28 protein-coding genes and 1 pseudogene are annotated in these 20,930 nt (G+C 36.5%); 14 read left to right on the forward strand and 15 right to left on the reverse strand.

From position 1 onward, the window contains the following. The first annotated feature begins 50 nt into the window (after window positions 1–50). The 3 genes from FJQ98_RS06875 (at window position 51) to FJQ98_RS06885 (ending at window position 2,484) form a co-directional block, all read left to right on the forward strand. The gene (locus FJQ98_RS06875; RefSeq protein WP_053594341.1) at window positions 51–803 is read left to right on the forward strand and encodes a prepilin peptidase; all 753 of its coding nucleotides are present in this window, start codon (window positions 51–53) and stop codon (window positions 801–803) included. 188 nt (window positions 804–991) lie between these two features. Then, window positions 992–1,714, forward strand: coding sequence for a gamma-glutamyl-gamma-aminobutyrate hydrolase family protein (locus FJQ98_RS06880; RefSeq protein WP_053594342.1), 723 nt, complete (start codon window positions 992–994; stop codon window positions 1,712–1,714). 38 nt (window positions 1,715–1,752) lie between these two features. Continuing rightward, window positions 1,753–2,484, forward strand: a complete 732-nt coding sequence (locus FJQ98_RS06885; protein WP_053594343.1) for a hypothetical protein — start codon at window positions 1,753–1,755, stop codon at window positions 2,482–2,484. Window positions 2,485–2,633: 149 nt separating this feature from the next. Here the strand turns inward: FJQ98_RS06885 and lexA are convergent, their stop codons facing one another. Next, window positions 2,634–3,251 carry a transcriptional repressor LexA gene (gene lexA, locus FJQ98_RS06890; protein WP_053594344.1) on the reverse strand — a complete coding sequence of 206 codons (618 nt, stop codon included), beginning with the start codon at window positions 3,249–3,251 and terminating at the stop codon, window positions 2,634–2,636. A 163-nt stretch (window positions 3,252–3,414) separates the two neighbouring features. Between lexA and yneA the strand changes: the two genes are divergently transcribed. Together yneA and FJQ98_RS06900 are read left to right on the forward strand one after the other, a co-directional pair. After that, complete coding sequence (yneA, locus tag FJQ98_RS06895; protein WP_053594345.1) at window positions 3,415–3,729, forward strand: cell division suppressor protein YneA; 315 nt, start codon at window positions 3,415–3,417, stop codon at window positions 3,727–3,729. Further along, window positions 3,726–4,394: a YneB family resolvase-like protein gene (locus FJQ98_RS06900; protein ID WP_053594346.1), complete on the forward strand. Its 669-nt coding sequence runs from the start codon at window positions 3,726–3,728 to the stop codon at window positions 4,392–4,394. The genes yneA and FJQ98_RS06900 overlap by 4 nt, the downstream gene beginning before the upstream one ends. A 213-nt stretch (window positions 4,395–4,607) precedes the next feature. On the opposite strand, the gene def is transcribed toward FJQ98_RS06900, so the two are convergent. The 6 genes and pseudogenes from def to FJQ98_RS06930 form a co-directional block, all read right to left on the reverse strand. After that, entirely contained in the window at window positions 4,608–5,186 is a 579-nt protein-coding gene (gene def, locus FJQ98_RS06905) for a peptide deformylase (protein ID WP_053594347.1), read from the reverse strand. After that, window positions 5,179–5,370, reverse strand: a complete 192-nt coding sequence (locus tag FJQ98_RS06910) for a helix-turn-helix transcriptional regulator (protein WP_053594565.1) — start codon at window positions 5,368–5,370, stop codon at window positions 5,179–5,181. The genes def and FJQ98_RS06910 overlap by 8 nt, the downstream gene beginning before the upstream one ends. Before the next feature lie 199 nt (window positions 5,371–5,569). Further along, on the reverse strand, window positions 5,570–6,109 hold the full coding sequence (locus FJQ98_RS06915) for a DJ-1/PfpI family protein (RefSeq protein WP_053594348.1): 540 nt from the start codon (window positions 6,107–6,109) through the stop codon (window positions 5,570–5,572). A gap of 65 nt (window positions 6,110–6,174) precedes the next feature. Then, window positions 6,175–6,687, reverse strand: a pseudogene (locus FJQ98_RS06920) (GNAT family N-acetyltransferase). Window positions 6,688–6,721: 34 nt separating this feature from the next. Beyond that, window positions 6,722–7,159 carry a DUF3021 domain-containing protein gene (locus tag FJQ98_RS06925; RefSeq protein WP_075807220.1) on the reverse strand — a complete coding sequence of 146 codons (438 nt, stop codon included), beginning with the start codon at window positions 7,157–7,159 and terminating at the stop codon, window positions 6,722–6,724. Window positions 7,160–7,164: 5 nt separating this feature from the next. After that, window positions 7,165–7,617 (reverse strand): LytTR family DNA-binding domain-containing protein, encoded by a 453-nt coding sequence (locus FJQ98_RS06930; RefSeq protein WP_241774543.1) that lies wholly within the window; start codon window positions 7,615–7,617, stop codon window positions 7,165–7,167. Between the two features lie 243 nt (window positions 7,618–7,860). Here FJQ98_RS06930 and FJQ98_RS06935 point away from each other — a divergent pair, with 243 nt between their 5' ends. The 4 genes from FJQ98_RS06935 to tkt all read left to right on the forward strand — a co-directional run bounded on the left by FJQ98_RS06935 (window position 7,861) and on the right by tkt (window position 11,535). Further along, on the forward strand, window positions 7,861–8,484 hold the full coding sequence (locus FJQ98_RS06935) for a CPBP family intramembrane glutamic endopeptidase (protein WP_053594350.1): 624 nt from the start codon (window positions 7,861–7,863) through the stop codon (window positions 8,482–8,484). A gap of 204 nt (window positions 8,485–8,688) precedes the next feature. Next, window positions 8,689–8,931, forward strand: coding sequence for a hypothetical protein (locus FJQ98_RS06940; protein ID WP_053594351.1), 243 nt, complete (start codon window positions 8,689–8,691; stop codon window positions 8,929–8,931). A 249-nt stretch (window positions 8,932–9,180) separates the two neighbouring features. Further along, window positions 9,181–9,414 carry a DUF896 domain-containing protein gene (locus tag FJQ98_RS06945; RefSeq protein ID WP_053594352.1) on the forward strand — a complete coding sequence of 78 codons (234 nt, stop codon included), beginning with the start codon at window positions 9,181–9,183 and terminating at the stop codon, window positions 9,412–9,414. A gap of 126 nt (window positions 9,415–9,540) precedes the next feature. Then, window positions 9,541–11,535 carry a transketolase gene (gene tkt / locus FJQ98_RS06950; protein ID WP_053594353.1) on the forward strand — a complete coding sequence of 665 codons (1,995 nt, stop codon included), beginning with the start codon at window positions 9,541–9,543 and terminating at the stop codon, window positions 11,533–11,535. A 27-nt stretch (window positions 11,536–11,562) separates the two neighbouring features. Here tkt and FJQ98_RS06955 read toward each other — a convergent pair whose 3' ends face one another. Further along, complete coding sequence (locus tag FJQ98_RS06955) at window positions 11,563–11,910, reverse strand: hypothetical protein (protein WP_053594354.1); 348 nt, start codon at window positions 11,908–11,910, stop codon at window positions 11,563–11,565. 359 nt (window positions 11,911–12,269) lie between these two features. On the opposite strand from FJQ98_RS06955, the gene FJQ98_RS06960 reads away from it, so the two are divergent. Next, window positions 12,270–13,256 (forward strand): serine hydrolase domain-containing protein, encoded by a 987-nt coding sequence (locus tag FJQ98_RS06960; RefSeq protein WP_053594355.1) that lies wholly within the window; start codon window positions 12,270–12,272, stop codon window positions 13,254–13,256. A gap of 44 nt (window positions 13,257–13,300) precedes the next feature. Next, a complete protein-coding gene (locus FJQ98_RS06965) occupies window positions 13,301–13,954 on the forward strand; it encodes an HAD family hydrolase (protein ID WP_053594356.1) in 654 nt (217 codons plus the stop codon). A gap of 154 nt (window positions 13,955–14,108) precedes the next feature. On the opposite strand, the gene FJQ98_RS06970 is transcribed toward FJQ98_RS06965, so the two are convergent. The 6 genes from FJQ98_RS06970 to FJQ98_RS06995 all read right to left on the reverse strand — a co-directional run bounded on the left by FJQ98_RS06970 (window position 14,109) and on the right by FJQ98_RS06995 (window position 18,722). Next, window positions 14,109–14,741 (reverse strand): response regulator transcription factor, encoded by a 633-nt coding sequence (locus tag FJQ98_RS06970; protein ID WP_053594357.1) that lies wholly within the window; start codon window positions 14,739–14,741, stop codon window positions 14,109–14,111. Further along, entirely contained in the window at window positions 14,716–15,753 is a 1,038-nt protein-coding gene (locus FJQ98_RS06975; RefSeq protein ID WP_053594358.1) for a sensor histidine kinase, read from the reverse strand. The genes FJQ98_RS06970 and FJQ98_RS06975 overlap by 26 nt, the downstream gene beginning before the upstream one ends. Then, a complete protein-coding gene (liaF, locus tag FJQ98_RS06980) occupies window positions 15,750–16,433 on the reverse strand; it encodes a cell wall-active antibiotics response protein LiaF (RefSeq protein WP_053594359.1) in 684 nt (227 codons plus the stop codon). Before liaF ends, FJQ98_RS06975 begins: the two co-directional genes overlap by 4 nt. A 48-nt stretch (window positions 16,434–16,481) precedes the next feature. Further along, window positions 16,482–17,612 carry an alpha/beta fold hydrolase gene (locus tag FJQ98_RS06985; RefSeq protein WP_082340030.1) on the reverse strand — a complete coding sequence of 377 codons (1,131 nt, stop codon included), beginning with the start codon at window positions 17,610–17,612 and terminating at the stop codon, window positions 16,482–16,484. 102 nt (window positions 17,613–17,714) lie between these two features. Continuing rightward, entirely contained in the window at window positions 17,715–18,353 is a 639-nt protein-coding gene (locus FJQ98_RS06990) for a PspA/IM30 family protein (RefSeq protein ID WP_053594361.1), read from the reverse strand. 15 nt (window positions 18,354–18,368) lie between these two features. Further along, window positions 18,369–18,722 (reverse strand): lmo0954 family membrane protein, encoded by a 354-nt coding sequence (locus tag FJQ98_RS06995; protein ID WP_053594362.1) that lies wholly within the window; start codon window positions 18,720–18,722, stop codon window positions 18,369–18,371. Window positions 18,723–19,070: 348 nt separating this feature from the next. On the opposite strand from FJQ98_RS06995, the gene sirA reads away from it, so the two are divergent. The 3 genes from sirA (at window position 19,071) to FJQ98_RS07010 (ending at window position 20,498) form a co-directional block, all read left to right on the forward strand. Next, on the forward strand, window positions 19,071–19,496 hold the full coding sequence (gene sirA / locus FJQ98_RS07000) for a sporulation inhibitor of replication protein SirA (RefSeq protein ID WP_053594363.1): 426 nt from the start codon (window positions 19,071–19,073) through the stop codon (window positions 19,494–19,496). 98 nt (window positions 19,497–19,594) lie between these two features. Next, window positions 19,595–19,813, forward strand: a complete 219-nt coding sequence (locus FJQ98_RS07005; protein WP_053594364.1) for a YneF family protein — start codon at window positions 19,595–19,597, stop codon at window positions 19,811–19,813. Between the two features lie 181 nt (window positions 19,814–19,994). Then, window positions 19,995–20,498, forward strand: coding sequence for an S-ribosylhomocysteine lyase (locus tag FJQ98_RS07010; RefSeq protein ID WP_143114722.1), 504 nt, complete (start codon window positions 19,995–19,997; stop codon window positions 20,496–20,498). A gap of 165 nt (window positions 20,499–20,663) precedes the next feature. On the opposite strand, the gene FJQ98_RS07015 is transcribed toward FJQ98_RS07010, so the two are convergent. After that, the gene (locus FJQ98_RS07015; protein ID WP_053594366.1) at window positions 20,664–20,924 is read right to left on the reverse strand and encodes a hypothetical protein; all 261 of its coding nucleotides are present in this window, start codon (window positions 20,922–20,924) and stop codon (window positions 20,664–20,666) included. Window positions 20,925–20,930 lie beyond the last annotated feature (6 nt).

Genomic DNA, 20,930 nt, shown 5'->3' on the forward strand with positions numbered 1-20,930 from the left:
CGCGCATACTTAAAATGTATGGGCGTCTATTAGTATAGGAGGACATAAAAATGGAAATTGCTTATACAATTACAGTTTTATTATTTGGGCTCGTTCTTGGCTCCTTTTTTAATGTAGTTGGCTTACGTGTACCTTTGAAGGAGTCCATTGTACGTCCACCTTCGCATTGTACTAATTGTCAGAGGCAGTTAACAGCGCTTGATCTGGTGCCCGTTTTGTCTTATTTATTTTTAGGTGGGAAATGCCGTAGCTGTGGACAAAAGATTTCTTGGATTTATCCATTGATGGAACTTATAACAGGTGTATTATTTGCTTTTGCTTATTGGAAATTAGGCTTTAGCGTAGAATTTTTCGTCGCCCTATTATTGATTTCATTATTAGTTATTGTTGTCGTATCAGATTTTGCGTATATGCTTATTCCTGATAAAGTACTTCTATTCTTTTTGCCATTGCTAGTTATTGGGCGTGTAGTATCGCCTTTGTCTCCGTGGTGGGACAGTATAGTGGGTGCCATCGTAGGCTTTGGCATATTATATTGTATAGCTGTCCTATCAAGAGGGGGGATGGGTGGAGGCGATATTAAATTATTCTTTTTACTTGGTCTCGTACTTGGCGCAATACATGCACTTCTGACGCTATTTTTAGCATCGGTGATTGGCATGATTGTTGGGATAGTTGTGTTAAAGGTACGTGGGCAGGGAAGAAAAACGCCTGTACCTTTTGGACCATCTATTGCTCTAGCAGCTATTATTGTCTATTTCTATGGGGATGCGTTGATTAATTGGTATCTTGGATTTTGGTAAGTTAGTGGGGATTTTCTTCATCTCCACTCACCAATCGGGCTTTTACGGGCAGTTAACCTTTCACCTAACTACTTTGCTTTCGCTAAATTTTGAGGTGGGGATCTTGTACCTGACGCTACGCTTTCGGTACAGATAAATTACTGTCCGTTAATGCGGGATAAATTTTGTGGAATCATGGAGGGGATAAGGTGAAACCAGTTATCGGTATAACGGCCTTTGTGGAGGATGATTTGTCCTCAAGATTAAATGAGGCCTACAGCAAAAGTGTCATTGAAGCTGGTGGTATTCCACTTATAATTCCACTTGGAGTGGAAGAGGATGTAGTACAAATTTTATCGTTGACGGATGGATTATTACTATCGGGTGGCTATGATGTACATCCATTCCTTTTTGGTGCCGAACCTACACCAAAATTAGGGAAGGTTCATCCAGAACGGGATTCAGTGGAGCTTGCCTTAATTGAAGCGGCCTATATTCGGAAAATGCCGATTTTTGGTATATGCCGAGGGATTCAAATGCTAAATGTGGCGCTGGGAGGCACGTTATATCAAGATATGGAGAGTGAATATCATAGTAGTAAACTAATTAAGCACTTGCAACAGGCAGCTCGAGGCGTTGCTACACATTATGTTAGTCTAACACCTGATACATTATTAAGGACGATTATAGAGGAAGAGAAAATTGCTGTGAATTCATTTCATCATCAGGCTGTAAATGTAGTAGCAGAAAAGTTGAAAGTGGCAGCAAAATCAAGTGATGGTATCGTTGAAGCGGTGGTACATGAAGATTTACCATTTTGTCTAGCAGTACAGTGGCATCCTGAAGAGCAAGCAATGGCAGGTGATGAAGTATCGAAGAAATTATTTACTGCATTTGTAAAGGCTAGTTTGATGTTCAAGGTAGAAGCATAGAATTTATTATCGAGGGAAAGATAACCCTGGTGATGAACATGAAAAAAATAGTGTTGGTATTGCAGATCTTCATGCTGTTATTTTTATCGATTCAACATGTAAAGGCAGGACCATATGGTAATGATGTAGTAAGCAATTTTACGATGGCATTGATGAAAAAAGATGAAAAACAGGCGAGGACTTATTTATCTTCAAATGTTAAACTTCCTGAGATAAGGGAAGAGACTCCAATTAGAAGGGTTTCGGGTTTGCCTTCACTTAAAGCTAATGTGAGAGTATCATTGGCTTATTTTGACGATGGAGAAGATATGCCTGAAAGAATAGCTTTTATATGGGAAATAACATCTAATCAAGAAAAAATAACAGATATTCGTGTTATTTACGACGGGTCCAACCCATTTATGAATGAATCGAAAATGATAAAGGAATATTCGAACAAGCATAAAGCGAATATCCTGACTGCATCCAAATTTCCGTTTGACATTACGCATGTAGAAGGAAATATAAACAAAGATACTCTTCTAATAAGGTATCGAAATGTAAAATTACATGGATTGTTACAGGTGAAAATCGAGCCGGGAGAAGAGGATTTAGAGGCAGCCAAGGGTGAAAATATTTACACCTTAAAGAATGGTATAAAAGCATTGTATCTGCGGAACGAACTGATTTTTCTTCATGACAGTTTAAAGTATTCAATTAGGATAGAAAGTGAAATACCACAAGATTTCACGGTGTATGATTTGCTTGAAATTGCTAATTCAATGTTTTAATTTAACTGAATACATTGCTAGCGTGTAGGGAATCCATGTTAAAATGGATTCTTTTTTTAACTTTGTTCGAATATAAAATGGAACTCATAAGAAAAAGAGGTATATGCGAACATAATATCCTCTTTTTATACTTTATTATTAAGATACTTTTAGTGTACACGGCGATAGAGGCCAACAACTTGCCCCAAAATAGAAACTTGGTCTACGATAATTGGCTCCATTGTTGCGTTTTCAGGCTGTAAACGAAAATGATTTTTTTCCTTGAAGAAACGCTTTACAGTTGCTTCATCCTCTTCAGTCATTGCTACGACAATATCACCATTATCAGCCGTTGCTTTTTGTTTAACAATGACTAAATCTCCGTCTAAGATGCCAGCTTCAATCATTGATTCACCCATAATTTCTAGCATAAATAATTGATCTTCACTTGTACCATAAGTATCTGGTAGTGGGAAATATTCATCGATATTTTCAACAGCAGTTATTGGAGAACCTGCTGTAACCTTCCCAACAAGTGGGACATGTATAACATGTTGCTTTTGAATAGAATCCTCTGGCTCTAGAATTTCAATAGCGCGTGGTTTAGTTGGATCTCGACGAATAAAGCCCTTTTGCTCTAAACGAGCTAAATGTCCATGAACTGTTGAGCTTGAAGCAAGTCCAACTGCTTCACCAATCTCACGTACAGATGGTGGATACCCCTTTGTGCGCACTTCTTCTTTGATGAACTCTAATATGGCCTCTTGTCTTTTCGAAACTTTTTTCATGATTGCTCACCTCTTTTTTCTAATCATTCTACTTATTAGTAGTATAACAGAATGCGAACACTTACGCAAACATAGGTTCGAAAAGTGTTTGACAAAAACGTTTGTTCGTACTATTATAAGAACATATATTCCGAACAAACATTCTTAAAAAGGGGTTATGATTATGAACTGGTTAAAGAAAAATCCACATATTACAATTTTATTAGGGGCTTGTCTACTATTTGCAGCATACCTTTTTATAACAGATCCAGGCGATGTTAGTTACACAGAAATTGAAATCGAACATGGTGATAGCTTATGGTCGTTAGCTGAACAATACCGTGGTAAAATGAAAAAGGATGATTGGATTAAACTTGTGAAGGCCGAAAATGAATTATCGAACGTTAACATTATTGCAGGTAAACCCCTAGTGATTCCAGTAGTGGGTGACCATCCCAATCCCATAAATTCTATTGAAATTGCGAGAAATGAACAATGATAAATAAAGAACAAACGGCTGTTGTCTATTGCCGTGTGAGTACAGAAAAAGAGACACAAAGTTCCTCGCTTGAGCGTCAGCAGGAGGAGTTAATGCGCTATGCTAAAGAGCAGGGCTATGAAGTGAAGAGCGTTTTTAAAGACAAGCATAGTGGCTATGATGTAGAACGAGAAGGCTTACTTGAAATGCTCGATTTCATTAAAGAAAAAGAAATTAAAGCATTATTTGTACAGGATGAAACACGCTTAGGACGTGGAAATGCTAGAATGGCAGTATTGCATTTATTGCAAAAAACTGAAACTGATGTTTTTTCTATGCGAGACGCGGGGCCTGTACAATTAAATGAAATGGATACGATGCTTCTAGAAATTTTAGCGATCGTAGAGGAGTACCAGCGCAGAATCCATAATGCTAAAATACGTCGTGGCATGCGTCGTGCCGTTGAAAATGGCTATCGTCCTGAAAACAATTTATCTAATCGAGGAAATCCTAATGGTCAAGAACGTAAGGATGTACCTGTAGAAGAAATTGTGAAGCTACGTAATCGAGGCTTCACCTTTGAGGAAATCGCCGTGACACTTAGAGGTCTAGGCTTTGATGTAAGCAAAGCTACTGTACATAGGAGATTTAGGGAACATCAAGAGGGAATCGAACAAATTAAGTGACGTTTTAATCAGTGGGAGTATGTCGTCCCGCTGATTTTTTAATTTTTAAAGACTCTAGATGGAGGTGAAGGACCAAGAAGTGATGGATAGAATCATCGAAGTGACGGATACAACCACCGAAGTAAAGGATAGATGAACTGTAGAGATGGGTTCCACCATAAAAATGACGGATACAATAAATAACTAAATTCCATCTATCCTAAAAGTATTAAATTAATACAAACTTTCAATAGTAACATTGTCTGGTAGTTTGAATGGATTTTCTTTATTTATTCTGTCATAAAACATGATCCCATTTAAATGATCTATTTCATGTTGCATTAAGATTGAACCGTATCCATTAAATTGAAAAATGGCTTCTTGCCCATGTATATCATATGCTTTGACTTTAATTCTTTCATATCTTGGAACAAATCCACTAACTCTTCTATTAACTGAAAGACATCCTTCCCCCTCAGGTAAATAAATCATGTTTAAAGAGTGACTAATGATTTTTGGATTAATGAACATATATTCATGACTTTTATCTCCATCTTGAAAAAATGCAGCAAACATTCGTTTATTTAGACCAATTTGATTAGCCGATAACCCTGATCCAGGACGCAATTTGTGTTTTTTGGAAAGATCCGGATCTTGGCTATTTCTCAAGTATTGAAGCATGCATAATAAACTATCTTTATCATCTTCTGATACAGGTAACGTAACCTCTTGAGTATTCTTACGTAATATTGCAGCACTCTCTTTAACGAAATCTTTCATTGTTATCATATACGCTGAACGGAACTTACTCATATATAAACACCTCATCTACTTTTCTATTTAGAGCTTTAGCAATTTTAAAGGCTAATTCAAGAGTAGGGTCATACTTATCATTCTCGATACAATTAATGGTTTGTCTTACAACGCCACACTCCCTTGCTAGGGCCTCTTGAGTCATTCCTAATTTTTTTCTTAAAGCTTTTATAATGTTTTTCAGATTTATCCCTCTTTTGTCAAAAGTAATTGACACTATTATAAAAAACAAATCAATAAATGTCCAATAGATTGGACATTTTGGGAATGAAATAAGAGAAGTAGCGATTTCTACCTCTCTTGCTCAAATTCTCTATAATGTTTGAAAAACAATTTGTCATCTTTTACTGTAGTAAGCTTTCATATCGATTAGTGTTATTTCGTTATCCTCGGTACCAATTTTCATCAAAAGAGAGATGGAGGGCTTTACCCACAGTGATACCAAATTGTATAAAACCTCTACCTCTTGCAGTTATTATGTTTCCATCTTGTACAACTAGGTCTTCAGAGAAATGATTAAGATCGAAGAAGTCTAATTTTCTTATACCTTCTGGCGGCAATCCAACAGTATACTTTTTGTTTTTTAATACTCCAGCTTTCGCTAAAAGAGATGGAGAGCTAGAGATACTTGCAATGATTGCTCCTTTGGCATTCGCATTACCAATAAAATCAATTAATTTTTGCTCATTTATTAGTAAAGCTATATCCATACATCCTGGTAGCAACAAGCTATCGATTTCGTCAAGATTAACTTCACTTATTTGTGTATCGGCTATACAAGATAACCCAGATTCCCCTTTAATTTTTTCATTGTTTAACCCAACAGTTATAACGGGTTTATTTCCTTGCATTAATATAGATAATGCCACACTCAATTCATATTCACTAAATTGTGGATACAATAATATAGCGGTCTTTTTCATATAATTCTCCCATCTATTTTAAAACGAAGATTTAGAACTCGACATAGCAGAATAATGAAAGTATCTTATACCCATTCCTCATCTAAGACAGCATAGTAAAATTCATTCCACCACTCATCTTTGTGTGGGATGCATTTTTAAAAATAACCCTCGCGTCTCATGCCGATTTTCTCCATCACTTTATAGGAAGGGATATTTTCCGGCTGGCAAGTTGCAATAATTCTATGAAGTTTCATTTCTTTAAATCCGTAGTCCAGTACAGCTCTTGCTGCTTCAGAGGCATATCCATTATTGTAATAGTTCGGATTCAATACCCAACCAATTTCATATGTATGGTCACCAAAATACTGATGGAAAACAATATGACCAATAACAATGTTTTCGCTTAGTAAAATAACAGGGAAGTATTTTGCTTGTTCACCGCTATTTTCTGAAACAAACTTTTTTGCTAGCTGCTCATTAAAAACGCCCTCTGGAATATACTTCATCACATTTGGATTTGAAGTATATTTATAGACAGCTTGCCAATCTTGAACTTCAAATTCTCTTATTAAAAGTCTTTTTGTTTTGATAAACATTTCATTTCCCCCAAGTAATGAAATTTCACATTAATTATAGAGTATTATTCTTATTTATTAACTCATCAATCTTTTTATTCATCTTTTTCACTTCCGATTGGTTATATAAATAAAATAACAGCCAAATAAGAGTAAATAGCAAAACGCTAAAGAATAGCATTAACATAGTTATTGCTATAGATGATGTTGGAAGCCAATGTAAAGATAGCGCAACAACAATAAAAGTACTTATAGAAATTGCAAAATGGATGGCTGTTTGTAGTAAAAACGTTAAACGTTCTACTTGATAAATATATGAGGGTAATACGCAAGCAAGCCCCACAATAATTGAACCTAGAGCCTGTTGTATAAAATCAGCTGTAATAGCTTCTAAAAAAATATCTCCAAAAATCCAAGAACCAAAAAGATTAATAAAAACAAAAACTGTACAGCCCATACTTACACCAAACGCTACATTTTTAAAAAAATGCATCTACCTTAAACCCCCAAACGCTTTTTAAATTGCCTTCGATAATTACGAGAAATAATTTCTTTAATTCCTAAAACTAGCTCAATTTCCATTGTTCCGTTAAATGAAGCTTCGATATTTTTAACTTTTGTTAGATTTATAATTGCAGATTTAGAAATCCGTATAAAATTATTCCCTAATTGTCGCTCTAATTCATATAAAGGTTTATTCAATATGAGACGATTATTATCTTCATCATATAAAGCTAATTCTCTTCCTTCCGTTCGAATAACAATAATTGAATTTGGATCAATGATATATGTTTTATTATTTGCTATCCCTGTTAAAATTTGTTTTTCTTGCTCTTGTTGTAATAAAGAAATAGCAGCTTGTATCGTAGGAGTAAGTTTAGCTGTACAAATTGTTACATGTGGCTCTTCATACTCTGCATCTATTTTTACCTCTATTTTCAGCTTTATCACCTCTCAAAAAAATTATAGCATATACAGCATTTTGGAAAATGCAGATCATTCTTTGAAAAAGGCATTTTACACAAACATAACAACATGTTACTCCAAACGTATTGTTGGCATATATTTCGTTCGTTATATTGAGTCCAGGTAAGATGCACTGCAAATGAAATAGAGGTCTAAACAAAATTGGCACATGAATTTTTTGAAGAAATGAGTGTTCGGCCAGTTCATGACTAGGAGGCTAGGGCTATTATGAATGAATTAACTACTTCAAGTGAAAGAAATAAAACTAGTTGGATATTAGTAAGTATTTCAACGATGCTCACAGCTAGTATAATTTTTTGGTTTTTTAATAATCCTGAAGGTTTTATTGAAAATGGAGTTGGCTTTAGGACAGATGTATTTTCGAATATATTTATTTGGATTTTTACGCTTTTTATTATAATGGGATACATTGCTTATACAATCATTGCATTACCTTTTGTAAAAGCACATTTATTTACAATTTCTTGGCTCAAAGTAATTGGAATATGGGCTGCTATTGTGGCAGGGATAGTAGAAGAAGTTGTTTTTAGACATTTACTTATGGAATACTTATTAACTATTGGAGCTTCAGCCGTAACGCAAATACTAACTTCAGGGATACTCTTTGGAATTGCTCACAGTGTATGGGTACTTATGAGAGGGGATTGGAAGTTTGCGTTCCCTGCAATTATAAGTACCACAATTTTAGGAAGTCTTCTCGCAATGCTTTATATTATGGCTGGAAGAAGTACATTTGCACCAATCGTAGCTCATATTTTAATTAATATGGTTATTGAACCATGGCTAATGTTATCTGCTGTTTCTGGAAAATGGGATAGTAAACTAAAGTAATTATATTATTGATAAATTGTAAGTCTTTTCAGAGTTCCCTAAGGTGAGGTCAGTAGGCAATGTAGAAAATTATCGAATTCTTGCCTGATTTTATTGGTCTTTGATTCAAGTGAAATTCCAAATTATTGAATAACAGTGAGATCAATAGAAAATAGTGAAACTTATTTAAACTGAGGTCGTAGTATTTATTAGGGAGGGATTAATTTGAAAAAATACTTATTATTTGTAGGGGTTTTCACTATAGCGATTGTAGTATTGGAAGTGCTATCAGGTATGCTATTAACAATGTTTTATACGCCTAGCATACCATGGGAAGAGGCTTCCGCTTTATCTTCAGAAGTGATGTTTGTAAATACAAGCTTTATTCCGCCACTTATTATATCTTTATTAGCATTGTTAATTGCTTTTGGTAGTACTAAGCTAATCAGTAAAAAGGTTGTTCACTAATAAAAAGGAAGGGAGTCTATTCCCTTCCTTTTTGGATATTAACTATTGCCCTGTCCATTCCTGTTCAGACACTCGCCTTATTTTTAGTAGCCCCACATAACCCCAAAAACTTTTTTCATTCATTGTCTTGCTATACCTCCTAAAGAATAAAATGATGCTAGAAAGGTTGGTATAACTGCATTTAAAGGGAATTCATGCTATACTTTGCATACCATATTCATTAAGATATGTATTGAAAGGTGTGTAACTATGTTATCAAAAGAAAAAATTAACCGTATCAATGAACTTTCTGCTAAGGCTAAAAGTGGTACTTTAACAGAGGCAGAAGCAAAGGAACAAACAGCGCTTCGCAAGGAATATCTAGATACATTTAGATCAACGATGCGTGATACAATTGAAAACGTAAAAGTGGTGGATGCTGAAGGAAATGATGTTACACCAGACAAAGTAAGACAAGCGAAAAAAAATAAATTTCTAAATTAATATGACTCATTTCTATAAAGTATGTTACAAAAGGGAAATAGTATAACAAAAGCATTGTTTTCTGAAGCAATGTTGACTAAACTGTAGAAGAACAATATATAGGACGAGAAAGGATGTCACAACATAATGACTCAACATGCGGATCAACTAGCGATTAATGCTATCCGAACTTTGTCAATCGATGCAATTGAAAAAGCAAACTCAGGTCACCCAGGTTTACCAATGGGGGCAGCGCCAATGGCTTATACGCTTTGGACAAAACAACTTCGCCATAATCCGGCGAATCCAAAATGGTATAACCGCGATCGTTTTGTACTTTCTGCAGGTCATGGCTCTATGCTTCTATACAGCCTACTTCATCTTGGTGGCTACGGCTTACCAATGGAAGAAATTCAAAACTTCCGTCAATGGGATTCATTAACTCCAGGACATCCTGAATATGGTCATACTGTTGGGGTAGAGGCAACAACAGGTCCTTTAGGTCAAGGTATTGCTATGACAGTTGGTATGGCAATGGCTGAACGCCATTTAGCAGCTACTTACAATAAACCAGGACATGACATCGTTGATCACTATACATTTGCACTTTGTGGCGATGGCGATTTAATGGAAGGTGTAGCAGCTGAAGCTATCTCTTTAGCAGGTCACTTAAAACTTGAAAAGTTAATCGTTTTATACGATTCAAACGATATTTCTTTAGATGGTGATTTAGAAAAATCATTCTCAGAAAATGTCCAAAAGCGTTTTGAATCTTATGGCTGGAACTATTTAAAAGTTGCTGATGGTACGGATGTTGAAGAAATTAACGAAGCTATCGAAGAAGCTAAAAATTCAACTGGCAAACCAACACTTATCGAAGTGAAAACTGTTATCGGTTTTGGTTCACCAAACAAATCAGGTAAAGCTGCTTCTCACGGTGCACCACTTGGTCAAGATGAGGTCGTTTTAACAAAAGCAGCTTATGAATGGGCGCACGAGCCATTCCAAATTCCTGCTGAAGCATATGATACGTTCGCAGCAGCTGCTGAAGTTCAAGGGGCACAACCTGAAGAAGCTTGGAATGCTAAGTTTGAAGCATATAAGCAAGAGTTCCCAGAATTAGCAGTGCAATTTGAAAACGCAATGAATGGTCAATTACCAGAGAATTTCGCTTCAGAATTACCAGTATATGAAGCAGGTAAATCAGTAGCAACTCGTTCTTCTTCTGGAGATGCAATCAATGCCATTGCGAAGAAAACGCCATCATTCTTCGGTGGTTCAGCTGACCTTGCTGGCTCAAATAAAACTACGATGAAAGACGCTGGAGATTTCTCTGCAGACGATTATGCTGGCCGTAATATTTGGTTCGGCGTACGTGAATTTGCTATGGGTGCAGCTATGAACGGTATGGCACTTCACGGTGGTCTTAACGTATTCGGTGGTACATTCTTCGTATTCTCTGACTATGTTCGTCCAGCTGTACGTCTTTCTGCATTAATGGGTCTTCCTGTTACTTATGTATTTACACATGACTCAATTGCTGTAGGGGAAGATGGTCCGACGCATGAACCAATCGAACACCTTTCATCTTTACGTGCAATGCCTAATTTATCTGTTGTTCGTCCAGCTGATGCAAATGAATCAGCAGTTGCATGGGAGCTTGCAGTAGCATCTGAAAAAACACCAACTGTATTAGTATTATCTCGTCAAAACTTACCTGTACTTGACGCATCTATTGATACAGTACGTGAAGGTGTTACAAAAGGTGCTTACACAGTGTCTCCTGCTACAAAAGAAGTGGCCGATGCCATTTTAATTGCAACAGGCTCTGAGGTTTCACTTGCAGTTGAAGCACAAAAAGCACTAAAAGCTGAAGGCATGGATGTGGCAGTTGTTTCAATGCCATCTATGGATCGCTTCGAAAAACAAGACGCAGCTTACAAAGAATCTGTTCTTCCAAAAGCTGTGACAAAACGTCTGGCAATCGAAATGGGCGCATCATTCGGCTGGCATAAATACACTGGTTTTGAAGGAGACGTTCTTGCAATCGACAAGTTCGGCGCTTCTGCACCAGGTGAATTAGTAATGGAAAAATACGGATTCACAGTAGAAAATGTTGTAGCGAAGGTAAAAGCGCTATAATTAATAAATACCGCAATACTCAGTGGGTTAAATCTCCTCTGAGTACTGCGGTATTTTTTCGCGTTTAGAAGATTTCATTAAAGAAATCCAAATAGCTGCACAATGAATTAAAAGCATCACGACAAAACAAAAAAAGCCCTTGGTACTTCCTTCAATATTTAGCTCATCAGCAATAATACCACTAAACCAAAGAAGCTGACCTGTGACAATGACTGAGAGACTTGCAAAAAGTAAACAAACCCAAATAGATACTTTTTTTATAATCACAATAATGAGTAGTAATACAGCAAAAAGTAAGGTAGCTTCAAAAATCGGATTAAGAAGTGAAAACGTATTTTCATTTACGAAATGCTTATAAGTAAATCGAGTATCCATACGACCCCTCCTATTAACAAATAACAACGATTTTGGAAATGAAAGGTTCCTGAATTTAACTCCCCAAAAGATAAGGATGACATTTGTTAAAACTAGGCGATTCCTTGGGGATCACAGATGAGGCCATGGAGCAAGCCAGTTCACGTCCTGTGATAACGACTTCGTGACCAACCTCCTATTGCCCCGAGCAGCTTATCGGCGTCGGACCGGAAATCAACCCCATGCGTTATGTCGATGATCCAATAATGAAACACCCTAGAATTATTTTCCATTTGATGTACAATGGTAGCAGGAACATTTACTAGAGTAGACATAAGATTAGTTGTCATAGGGAGGGTGTTCGTAAAAGGGGTATTTAGATGAAGCTACAAACTATACTTACACAAGTAAAGAAAACCTTCTCAGAATTAGATTGTACAGGTGGCGGAGTTATTATTAATAAACATGGTCAAACCGTACTAGAAGAATATTTTGGTGTACAAGGGCAACAAAAAGAAGCAAAGAAGGTGGGACCACATACTCTTTTTCATCTTGCTTCTGTTCGTAAGGCCTATGTTGGATTTGCTGTAGCATATGCGATTTATCATAACTACATTGCCTCGATAGATGATAAACTAAGTGATTATTTAGAACATGAAAAAAACTTTGAGGATGTATCAATCAGACATCTACTAACACATACGCATGGTTTACGTAGGCAAAATGAAAAAGTAATTAAGGAATTCAAAGCTGGCTATAACTGGGCTTATCGAGATATCAATGTAGAACTACTTGCCAAAGTCATTTTTAAAGTTACTGGAAAAACTATTTCAGAAATTCTAGATGAGCAAGTATTTCAGAAATTATCTTTTACAGAAACAAATTGGTTCAGTGAAAAATTTGAACAGCAAATAGAAGTAATACATAATGATAATCCGTTTTGGTATGAAAGTGATGTATGTGATGGCAGCAAAATGAATATGTATAGTTCATTAAAAGAGCTAGCTAAGTGGGGACAAATTCATCTGGATAAGGGGAAAATAGATGGAAAACAATTTATACCTGAGGAAATCATACTGCTGTCAACGACAATTCAATCGCCTAATTCTAAACCGAAGTACTCGCCAACTAATGGATTTTTCTGGTTTGTTCAGCCTCAACAAAGAGAAGGGATTACAGAGTTAAGCCCAATATTACCTGTAGGCAGTTTTCAATTACTAGGTTACACAAGTGTTGCATTATTGGTAATTCCTGAAGAAAATATTGTTGCAGTTCGAGGATTTAACAGCTTTGGATCATCAGAAGGATTTGATTACATCAAAGATATTCAAGAATTTGGTTCAATAGTCTATCATTCTTTTCGATAAAGTAATTATTATTAACAATATAAAAATGTAAGGGAGAGCTTGTAATGAAAAAGTATAGCGTTGTTTTATTTGATTTAGACGGTACATTATCCGATCCTAAAATTGGCATAACGAAATCTGTTCAATATGCTTTAGAAAAAATTGGTATAGTTGAAGAAGACTTAGATAAACTTGAAACATTTATTGGGCCTCCGTTGCAAGTATCATTTCGAGAAATATATGAATTGGATGATGTTCAAATAAAGCAAGCAATTGCCTATTACCGTGAACGTTTTATCCAAATCGGTATGTATGAGAATAATTTGTATCAAAATATATCCTCATTGTTAGAAGATTTACAGAAGGAGGGATATCAGTTAGCGATAGCTACGTCTAAGCCGACAGTATTTGCAGAACAAATTTTACAATATTTCAACCTTGAACAATTTTTTGACATTGTCGCAGGTAGCAATCTAGATGGTACACGTTCAGCAAAAGGAGAAATCATTGCATTTGTACGCGAACATTTTAATGAAGTGGAAAACAATCAATTTATTATGATTGGAGATCGAAAATACGATATCGTTGGGGCACATGAAAATCAAATTGATTCTATCGGTGTTACATATGGCTATGGTTCACTTGAAGAATTAACTGATGCCAAAGCAACTTACATAGTTAACAGTGTAAATGAGCTTAGAGAATTTTTTAGTGAATAGATTAGGTTAAAAAAATACGAAACTGCATTGGTAGAAAATGCAGTTTCGTATTTTTTTTGGGGATTCGTTGATAAAACTGACGAAATCGCTGATATCCCAGCAAAATCATTGATAAATCAAACGAACCAAATGTAGCGGTATAGTGAATGATAACTTACTTCGCTAGCCCGTTTTGAAAAGCGTAGACAACTGCTTGTGTGCGATCTTGAACATCGAGCTTCGCTAAAATATTGCTGACATGTGTTTTTACAGTTTTTAATGCAATGTATAAGTCATCGGCGATTTCCTGATTGGCTTTGCCTTTAGCCATGAGCAATAATACTTCCATTTCACGCTCGGTAAGCTGTTCATACAGTGGAGTACTATTACCGTGACGCATGCGATGCATCATTTTGGATGTTACTTCTGGCTCTAAAACGGTTTCGCCTCCCATTGTTTTACGAATGGCATCGGCGATTTGCTTCGCATTTGATGTTTTTAAAATATAGCTGACTGCACCAGCCTCTAATGCTGGATAGACTTTGTCATCATCTAAAAAACTTGTCACCATCATAATTTTTGCCTCTGGCCAGACCGCTAAAATTTCAGCTGTCGCCTCAGCTCCTGTCATAACTGGCATCACATTGTCCATTAAAATAATGTCAGGACGCAGGGCTAGAGCACGTTCCACTGCCTCTTTACCATTCTCAGCTTCACCCACAACGGTGATATCTGGTTGTGCTGACAAATAGGCAGAAACACCAATCCGCACCATCTCATGGTCATCCACTATTAACACTTGAATCATTCACTTCAACCTCCTTCTGTAGTGGAATTTTAACCTCTACAATTGTACCTTCTCCAGGCACTGACACAATTTTGTACATACAACCTATTTCTACAGCGCGCTCGGCAATATTTTGCAAGCCATAAGAAGTAGATTTATCAGCTTCGACATCAAAGCCGAGGCCATTGTCCTGAATACGTAAAATGGCTAAATCATCGCGGGCAACGAGCAGTAATTCAACTTCGCTCGCTTTGGCATGGCGTAGCGTATTCGATAACGCCTCCTGTGCAATACGGAATAAATGATCCTCCTCCGCTTTGGATAACGCCATTTCTTCAAGCTCATATTCAATATGAAAAAATACTTTTTGCTGCAGCTCAATAATAAGTTCCTCAAGACCTTGCGCAAGAGTCTTATTATGGAGGGCTACTGGGCGTAAATGTAATAATAATGCACGCATTTCAAGCTGTGCCTGTTGCACAACTTTTTCGACCTGCTTTAAGCTTGTAGCATTTTCATCGGTTTCGGTTAATGCGGAAAGTAACATCGAAGCAGCGAATAATTGCTGTGATACAGAATCATGGAGCTCACGAGCAAGGCGTTGACGTTCAGCAATAATTCGCTCTTGAATAATTTTATCATTAGCTTCTGCACGTTCATTGGATAAGCGCTGTAAGCTTTTTCGTTGCGTATCAATTAACTCACTTGTTTGAACTAAAGCTTTTTTCAAAGGTTTTGGTAAAGGCTGTTTTTTAGGTAATACAAAATCAGGTTCAACTAACTGTTTCACGATGCGGGTTGCCTGAGCCTCTCTGGCACGGGCAGTCATACTAATCCAGCTTGCAATGAGTAAACTAAGCCCAAAAAGAGTGATGACAATAAAACCACCGAGTGGGATATTATTATAATTCTGCTGCCATAATGGTTCCCATGTTTTCTCGTTTGGCTCGCCCCAAACAACGACAAGGAGACCGAATGCAGCACTCATCAAAATAAAAAGTAGGGTAAATATTCTTGAGATAAAGGCAATCATTTACGTAGCACCTCCAAGTCCCCAAGCCATGTTGCAACATGTATCACAAGTGTACGCTTTGCATCCTCAGGGTTTCCATCTGAGAAACTAACACTTTCATTGAGTAAGCGTTGTGGCCCAACATGTAGGCATTTCAATTCACCAAACAATGTCGTGTATTGTAAGCGAAATGGAATTTCATATGGAATATACACTTGCACCTTACCAATACCTTGTCGAATCGTAATGAGACTTGTGCCGGCAGGTAAAATTGTTTGTGTTGTATCAATCGTAATGTCGCCTGCAAGTCGTTGAATTTGAACATCTTGCCATTTATAGGCTTCTACCGGTGCAGGCATTGTACCAAATAATTCGTTTTTCGAAGCGGGAAGCTTTTCGAAAAGCTCCAAACCAACTACTTTTGGTTCGTTTTCTCTTTGCAAGTATTGATAGAGCATATATAAAAGAATGATGACGATAAATAAGCGTAAACTCCACATTGTAAAGAGTGCAATCGAGATAAAGAAAATTCCTGTCCATTTAAAGAAACGAATTTTTTTCGAGAAACTTAAATAAAGAAGTCCTACCCCAATCAATAGACAAAAGGCGCCACCGTTATTAAAAATTGTGAGCTCCACAAAAACGAGTAAAAAGAAGCCTAGTACCCAAAATGTAAACTTATTTGTTGTGAAATTTTGCAAGAGGGTCACCCTTCTTTCTACAAATTGATGAGAGAAGACGAACTTCTCTTAAAAATAATTATCTTCAAGCATTTTTTTGATTGTGTCATTCATCAATGTTGAATCAAGTGTATTTGGATAATGAGCAGAGTGCTCTAAAGTGATAAACTCCTTACCATCTGGTGCATCTAATATCTCATAATATTGCTTTGCTATTTCATAGTTCGTCTGTTTATCATATTTACCTTGTATAAAATAAACGGGTATATCTATACTTTTTACAGAATCAAAAAAATTAGTAAGAATGATTTCTTTTTTTAGCTCTTGGCTTTTTATAAGGCTAAATTGTGGCCCTGAAATAAATGCTTTATACAGATCCTGTAAAGAGTAATCAGGGGAAGTAAATGCCCCTTTTATCAAGTCAAAGAGGTTCACTTTCTTTATCGTATCATCAAAATAATTCATGCCTTTATATTGATTGATAAGATCGCTAAATTGATCCTCATCTTTTGCTAAATAAGGACCTTTTCCTATATCTTCTAAAATACGGAGTGTTTTTTTATCTCCATTAGCGATAGCTTCATCCTGTAACCAACTGTATCCAAGTTCTTGGCCTTTACTAGTATTTGTTAATTGAGAAATTCCTAAGTAGGCATAGAACTTCTCAGGATAATTAGATACTAATTGAGTTCCGATTACTGTACCGAAGGACTGACCAATGACAAATATTTTTTCCTGTTGATAATGTTCTCTAATATAATCAACTATTATATTAGCATCTTCTGTAAATTGAGAAAGGGTCAGTGTAGTATTCGTTAATTTTTTGTTAAAACTTTTTCCAGAACCTCGTTGATCATAATAAACTGCGACGCAATTCTCGGTTATTTCAGGATACAATGTTCGAGCACTCACGCCATAGGGGAAGGGAGACCCCGGTCCACCATGTAGGAATAAACAAAATGGTTTCTCCTTATCTTTTCCTTCCACTAATATATATTGTTTATCTCCATTTACATTGATTGCCTTTAACTCACTAATACCACCATTTTCAATAACTTCAGCACTTTCCTGTTTAATTTGTTGTTGTACAATGAAGCGATAACCTAATAACAAAATTATAAATAATATAAGAATAAAGAAAGCAAAAAGGCATATTTTAATCATAGGACTAAACCACTTTCTGTTTACACTTTTTTTCATAATAATTTCCTTAATCTCTTTTTGGTCACCAAGGTTTTTTCATCAAAGAAATGGGATGCTTCAATAATTGAGGCATCCCTTATTTCTTTATATTATAACACGTTATTTGTTTTCGATTAGCAGTGGTGCGTTTTCGTCCACCGCATTTTTTTCTAGGTGTGCAAGACGAGCCTCGAAAGTTGTTACTTCATGACCCTTGTCAATTTGGTAAGCAAGCTTATCGATATATGCTTCTAAATCCTCAAAGTTAGTTTTATTGTTTTTAGCAAGCATACCGTCCATTTGATGGTGAGCGCGTGTCACGTTTTCTTTGCCCATAAGCTGTAATTGACGCACTTTCATATCTTTAATTTTGTGTTTCATCGTTTCAAATTTGCGTTCAAGCTCGAAGTATTCACGTGTACTTGCTTCGATACTCGTTTGCAAAGTGTTGTTGCGTGCTGTGTAGGCAGCCACTTCGTCAGTAGCGAAATCGATTAAATCTTGTTCGCCGCTAGTAGTAGCTAATTTTAGCTGAGCTTCACGCTTTGCAAGTAACTCTGCGTTTTGTTTATACTCCTGCTCCAGTTTTTCCTTTAGCTGACCTTGACGCTCTAATAATGTACCTGTTTGCTCTGTTTGTTTTTCTGCCTCACGAATGTATTGGTTTAACATCGCAATTGGATTTTTTTGTTCCTTCTTATCAAATGCATGATGTAAATCTGCCTCTATTGTATATTTAAAACGTTGAAATAAGTTCATGAATATTCTCTCCTTTTATTTTGTTAAGTTTGACCATTCTTTTTCAAAGTTTGTAAACGGATCTTCTTCTTTAGCTTCAATTGTTGGAATTTTTACAGCTTCGCCATTCCATTTTTTATAGATAACATAGATGATAGCGATTGCTGCTAAACCAACCATTGCTGGGATATTAGATACTGCTGATAGAACACCAATCAGACCCACTGTAAACCAAATGATTTTGCCGAATGTCGACTTGCTTGCCATGTAGAAGTGCATGCCGAGTGCTACAAATAATCCCGAAAATAGTAGACCTGCAAGTGGTCCGATTAGGGCAAGTGCAACACATCCTGCGATGAAGCCCCCTGTTAATAGAAGAAATTTTTTCATATGTTTTAGCTCCTTTCGTTTGTACCTTTATATTACCTATTAGAAAGCTTTGCTAAAACGGACTGGAAATGGATTTTACTCTAGGTCTTGAGGCTGAGAACATTCTAAGATGCTGAGGCTGAGAACATTCTAAGATGCTATAGAAGAAGCTCAAATTTGCAGAAATAGAACTCCAATAGAGTCCGTGAGTATTTAATGGGGAACTCATTATGCCATAAAGTAATTGATAGATCGGAAAGTAGAAAGTTTTCGACAAAAATAGAAGATGAATACCTCCTTCGTTTGACAAATTAAAGAGTTTGAATGAGCTATACTTATGAAAAAGAAATGAGCGAAGGAGGATTTCTAGTGAGAACTTATTCCATATATAAAATAAAAGAAGAGCATTTAACGTTTATTTTCGGCAGAGAGCGTAAGTTATTAGAAATGATGCAGGGCTGTGAAGACGCTAATGAGAAATCCTTAAAAGAGCTTGCATATATATGTGAAACCGTTCGCTTCGACGAGATTGCTGCAATGCTGGAGGCGCAACTAGATTCCAAGTATGCACATTTAGAGAGGGCTCGTAATGCCTTATTTTTAGAACATCCTATTAAAGGGAAAATGGCTATTTATTTAGTGGAACGAAAGATTTGTGTCTATTGCGAAGGTTCACGAATGCTTGATTTGGATCTTTTTCAGATGCTTGCAAAAATGAGCGAGCGCTTTATTGCTTTTAATAAACAAGATAATGAGTGTGGGTGGTTAAAGCCGATGAAGTATACAATGCATTAGGAAAATTCACTACAATATATAGTAACACGCTAAAATTTGGTGTATAATGGAGCGTGGAGAGTTTTTCTCGGTATATTGTAGTGGAGGAGGTTGGTTGTATGCCTACATGGGGCTGGATTATTATCGTAATTATCGCATTAGCAGCGGGCGCGGCACTTGGTTTTTATTTCGCTCGTAAAGCTATGATGAAATATTTAAAAGAAAACCCACCTATTAACGAGCAAATGATTCGTATGATGATGGCGCAAATGGGTCGTACGCCGTCTGAAAAGCAAGTACGTCAAATGATGGCACAAATGAATAAATTCCAAAAATAGTAGGAATTTTAAAAGAGCAACTAGTCCAAGCCTTGGCTAGTTGTTTTTTGTTTTATCTTTTTTCGGCAAATGCTTTTTATAGCGAAAGCAAAGCATCAGTTACAATTACGCTAAGGCAGAATTGAAAATAAATTTAAATAATTCATAAAAATCATACAATTCTATCGGGAAACTCGTTATAATGGAAATATTCTATATAAAGGAGTTGTGTGCATTGCAGACAGAAAAAACCAATGTTGAAAGCTTTGATTTAGATCATACGAAAGTTAAAGCGCCGTATGTACGTTTAGCAGGTGTGAAAACAGGGAAAAATGGCGATGAAGTATACAAATATGATATTCGTTTTAAACAGCCAAATAAAGAGCATATGGAAATGCCTGCATTACATTCCTTAGAGCATTTATCGGCAGACATTATCCGCAATTACTCTGATCATATTGTTGATTTCAGTCCAATGGGGTGCCAAACAGGCTTCTATGTATCGCTAATAAATCATAATGACTATGAACACTTATTAAATATTTTGGAAAAAACATTTACGGATGTAACAAAGGCGACTGCCGTTCCTGCGTGCAATGAAGTACAATGCGGCTGGGCAGCTAGCCATAGCCTAGAAGGTGCACAAGCGTTAGCCAAAGAATTTTTAGCGAAACGTGATGAATGGCATATCGTTTTCGCAGAATAAAAAATTTGAAAAACCTTGCGTGAATGAAGTTTGCAAGGTTTTTTTGTGTCTAAAAATAAAATGGTCAAGAAAATCTTTATAAAGATTGTGGCGCTTTTCCGAGTGTGATAAAGCCACTTCGCTTTCGCACAAATATTTGTTGATATTTTGTTTTATCACTATAAATTAAAGTGACATGCTAAGTGAAGTGGGTGATCTTCGTTCCAACTGGGCGATTCCTTGGGGATTAGCGATAGAGTTAAAACCATCACGTCCTGTAATAACACCTTCGTGACCAACATCGGTGCCGCTGCCGCTTCGCTTTCGCGCAAAAAACATCTGTTGGCCCGAGACCCTGGAGCGAGCCGGCAGAGGAACGAAGGCTAAAACATCACGTCCTGTGATAACGCCTTCGTGACCAACATCCTGTTGCCCCAAGCGACTCATCGAACG

Source organism: Lysinibacillus agricola, from assembly GCF_016638705.1.
Classification (GTDB): Bacteria; Bacillota; Bacilli; order Bacillales_A; family Planococcaceae; genus Lysinibacillus; species Lysinibacillus agricola.

What these genes read in the sequence shown, in the direction of transcription:
- FJQ98_RS06945 (WP_053594352.1), top strand. Translation starts at nt 9,181, where the DNA reads ATGTTATCAAAAGAAAAAATTAACCGTATCAATGAACTTTCTGCTAAG.
- FJQ98_RS06965 (WP_053594356.1), top strand. Translation starts at nt 13,301, where the DNA reads ATGAAAAAGTATAGCGTTGTTTTATTTGATTTAGACGGTACATTATCC.
- FJQ98_RS06925 (WP_075807220.1), bottom strand. Translation starts at nt 7,159, where the DNA reads ATGCATTTTTTTAAAAATGTAGCGTTTGGTGTAAGTATGGGCTGTACA.
- FJQ98_RS06955 (WP_053594354.1), bottom strand. Translation starts at nt 11,910, where the DNA reads ATGGATACTCGATTTACTTATAAGCATTTCGTAAATGAAAATACGTTT.
- lexA (WP_053594344.1), bottom strand. Translation starts at nt 3,251, where the DNA reads ATGAAAAAAGTTTCGAAAAGACAAGAGGCCATATTAGAGTTCATCAAA.
- FJQ98_RS07005 (WP_053594364.1), top strand. Translation starts at nt 19,595, where the DNA reads ATGCCTACATGGGGCTGGATTATTATCGTAATTATCGCATTAGCAGCG.
- FJQ98_RS06970 (WP_053594357.1), bottom strand. Translation starts at nt 14,741, where the DNA reads ATGATTCAAGTGTTAATAGTGGATGACCATGAGATGGTGCGGATTGGT.
- FJQ98_RS06885 (WP_053594343.1), top strand. Translation starts at nt 1,753, where the DNA reads ATGAAAAAAATAGTGTTGGTATTGCAGATCTTCATGCTGTTATTTTTA.
- FJQ98_RS06900 (WP_053594346.1), top strand. Translation starts at nt 3,726, where the DNA reads ATGATAAATAAAGAACAAACGGCTGTTGTCTATTGCCGTGTGAGTACA.
- FJQ98_RS06875 (WP_053594341.1), top strand. Translation starts at nt 51, where the DNA reads ATGGAAATTGCTTATACAATTACAGTTTTATTATTTGGGCTCGTTCTT.
- FJQ98_RS07010 (WP_143114722.1), top strand. Translation starts at nt 19,995, where the DNA reads ATGGAAATATTCTATATAAAGGAGTTGTGTGCATTGCAGACAGAAAAA.
- FJQ98_RS06990 (WP_053594361.1), bottom strand. Translation starts at nt 18,353, where the DNA reads ATGAACTTATTTCAACGTTTTAAATATACAATAGAGGCAGATTTACAT.
- yneA (WP_053594345.1), top strand. Translation starts at nt 3,415, where the DNA reads ATGAACTGGTTAAAGAAAAATCCACATATTACAATTTTATTAGGGGCT.
- FJQ98_RS06915 (WP_053594348.1), bottom strand. Translation starts at nt 6,109, where the DNA reads ATGAAAAAGACCGCTATATTATTGTATCCACAATTTAGTGAATATGAA.
- FJQ98_RS06985 (WP_082340030.1), bottom strand. Translation starts at nt 17,612, where the DNA reads ATGAAAAAAAGTGTAAACAGAAAGTGGTTTAGTCCTATGATTAAAATA.
- FJQ98_RS07015 (WP_053594366.1), bottom strand. Translation starts at nt 20,924, where the DNA reads ATGAGTCGCTTGGGGCAACAGGATGTTGGTCACGAAGGCGTTATCACA.
- FJQ98_RS06995 (WP_053594362.1), bottom strand. Translation starts at nt 18,722, where the DNA reads ATGAAAAAATTTCTTCTATTAACAGGGGGCTTCATCGCAGGATGTGTT.
- def (WP_053594347.1), bottom strand. Translation starts at nt 5,186, where the DNA reads ATGAGTAAGTTCCGTTCAGCGTATATGATAACAATGAAAGATTTCGTT.
- FJQ98_RS06975 (WP_053594358.1), bottom strand. Translation starts at nt 15,753, where the DNA reads ATGATTGCCTTTATCTCAAGAATATTTACCCTACTTTTTATTTTGATG.
- FJQ98_RS06960 (WP_053594355.1), top strand. Translation starts at nt 12,270, where the DNA reads ATGAAGCTACAAACTATACTTACACAAGTAAAGAAAACCTTCTCAGAA.
- tkt (WP_053594353.1), top strand. Translation starts at nt 9,541, where the DNA reads ATGACTCAACATGCGGATCAACTAGCGATTAATGCTATCCGAACTTTG.
- FJQ98_RS06935 (WP_053594350.1), top strand. Translation starts at nt 7,861, where the DNA reads ATGAATGAATTAACTACTTCAAGTGAAAGAAATAAAACTAGTTGGATA.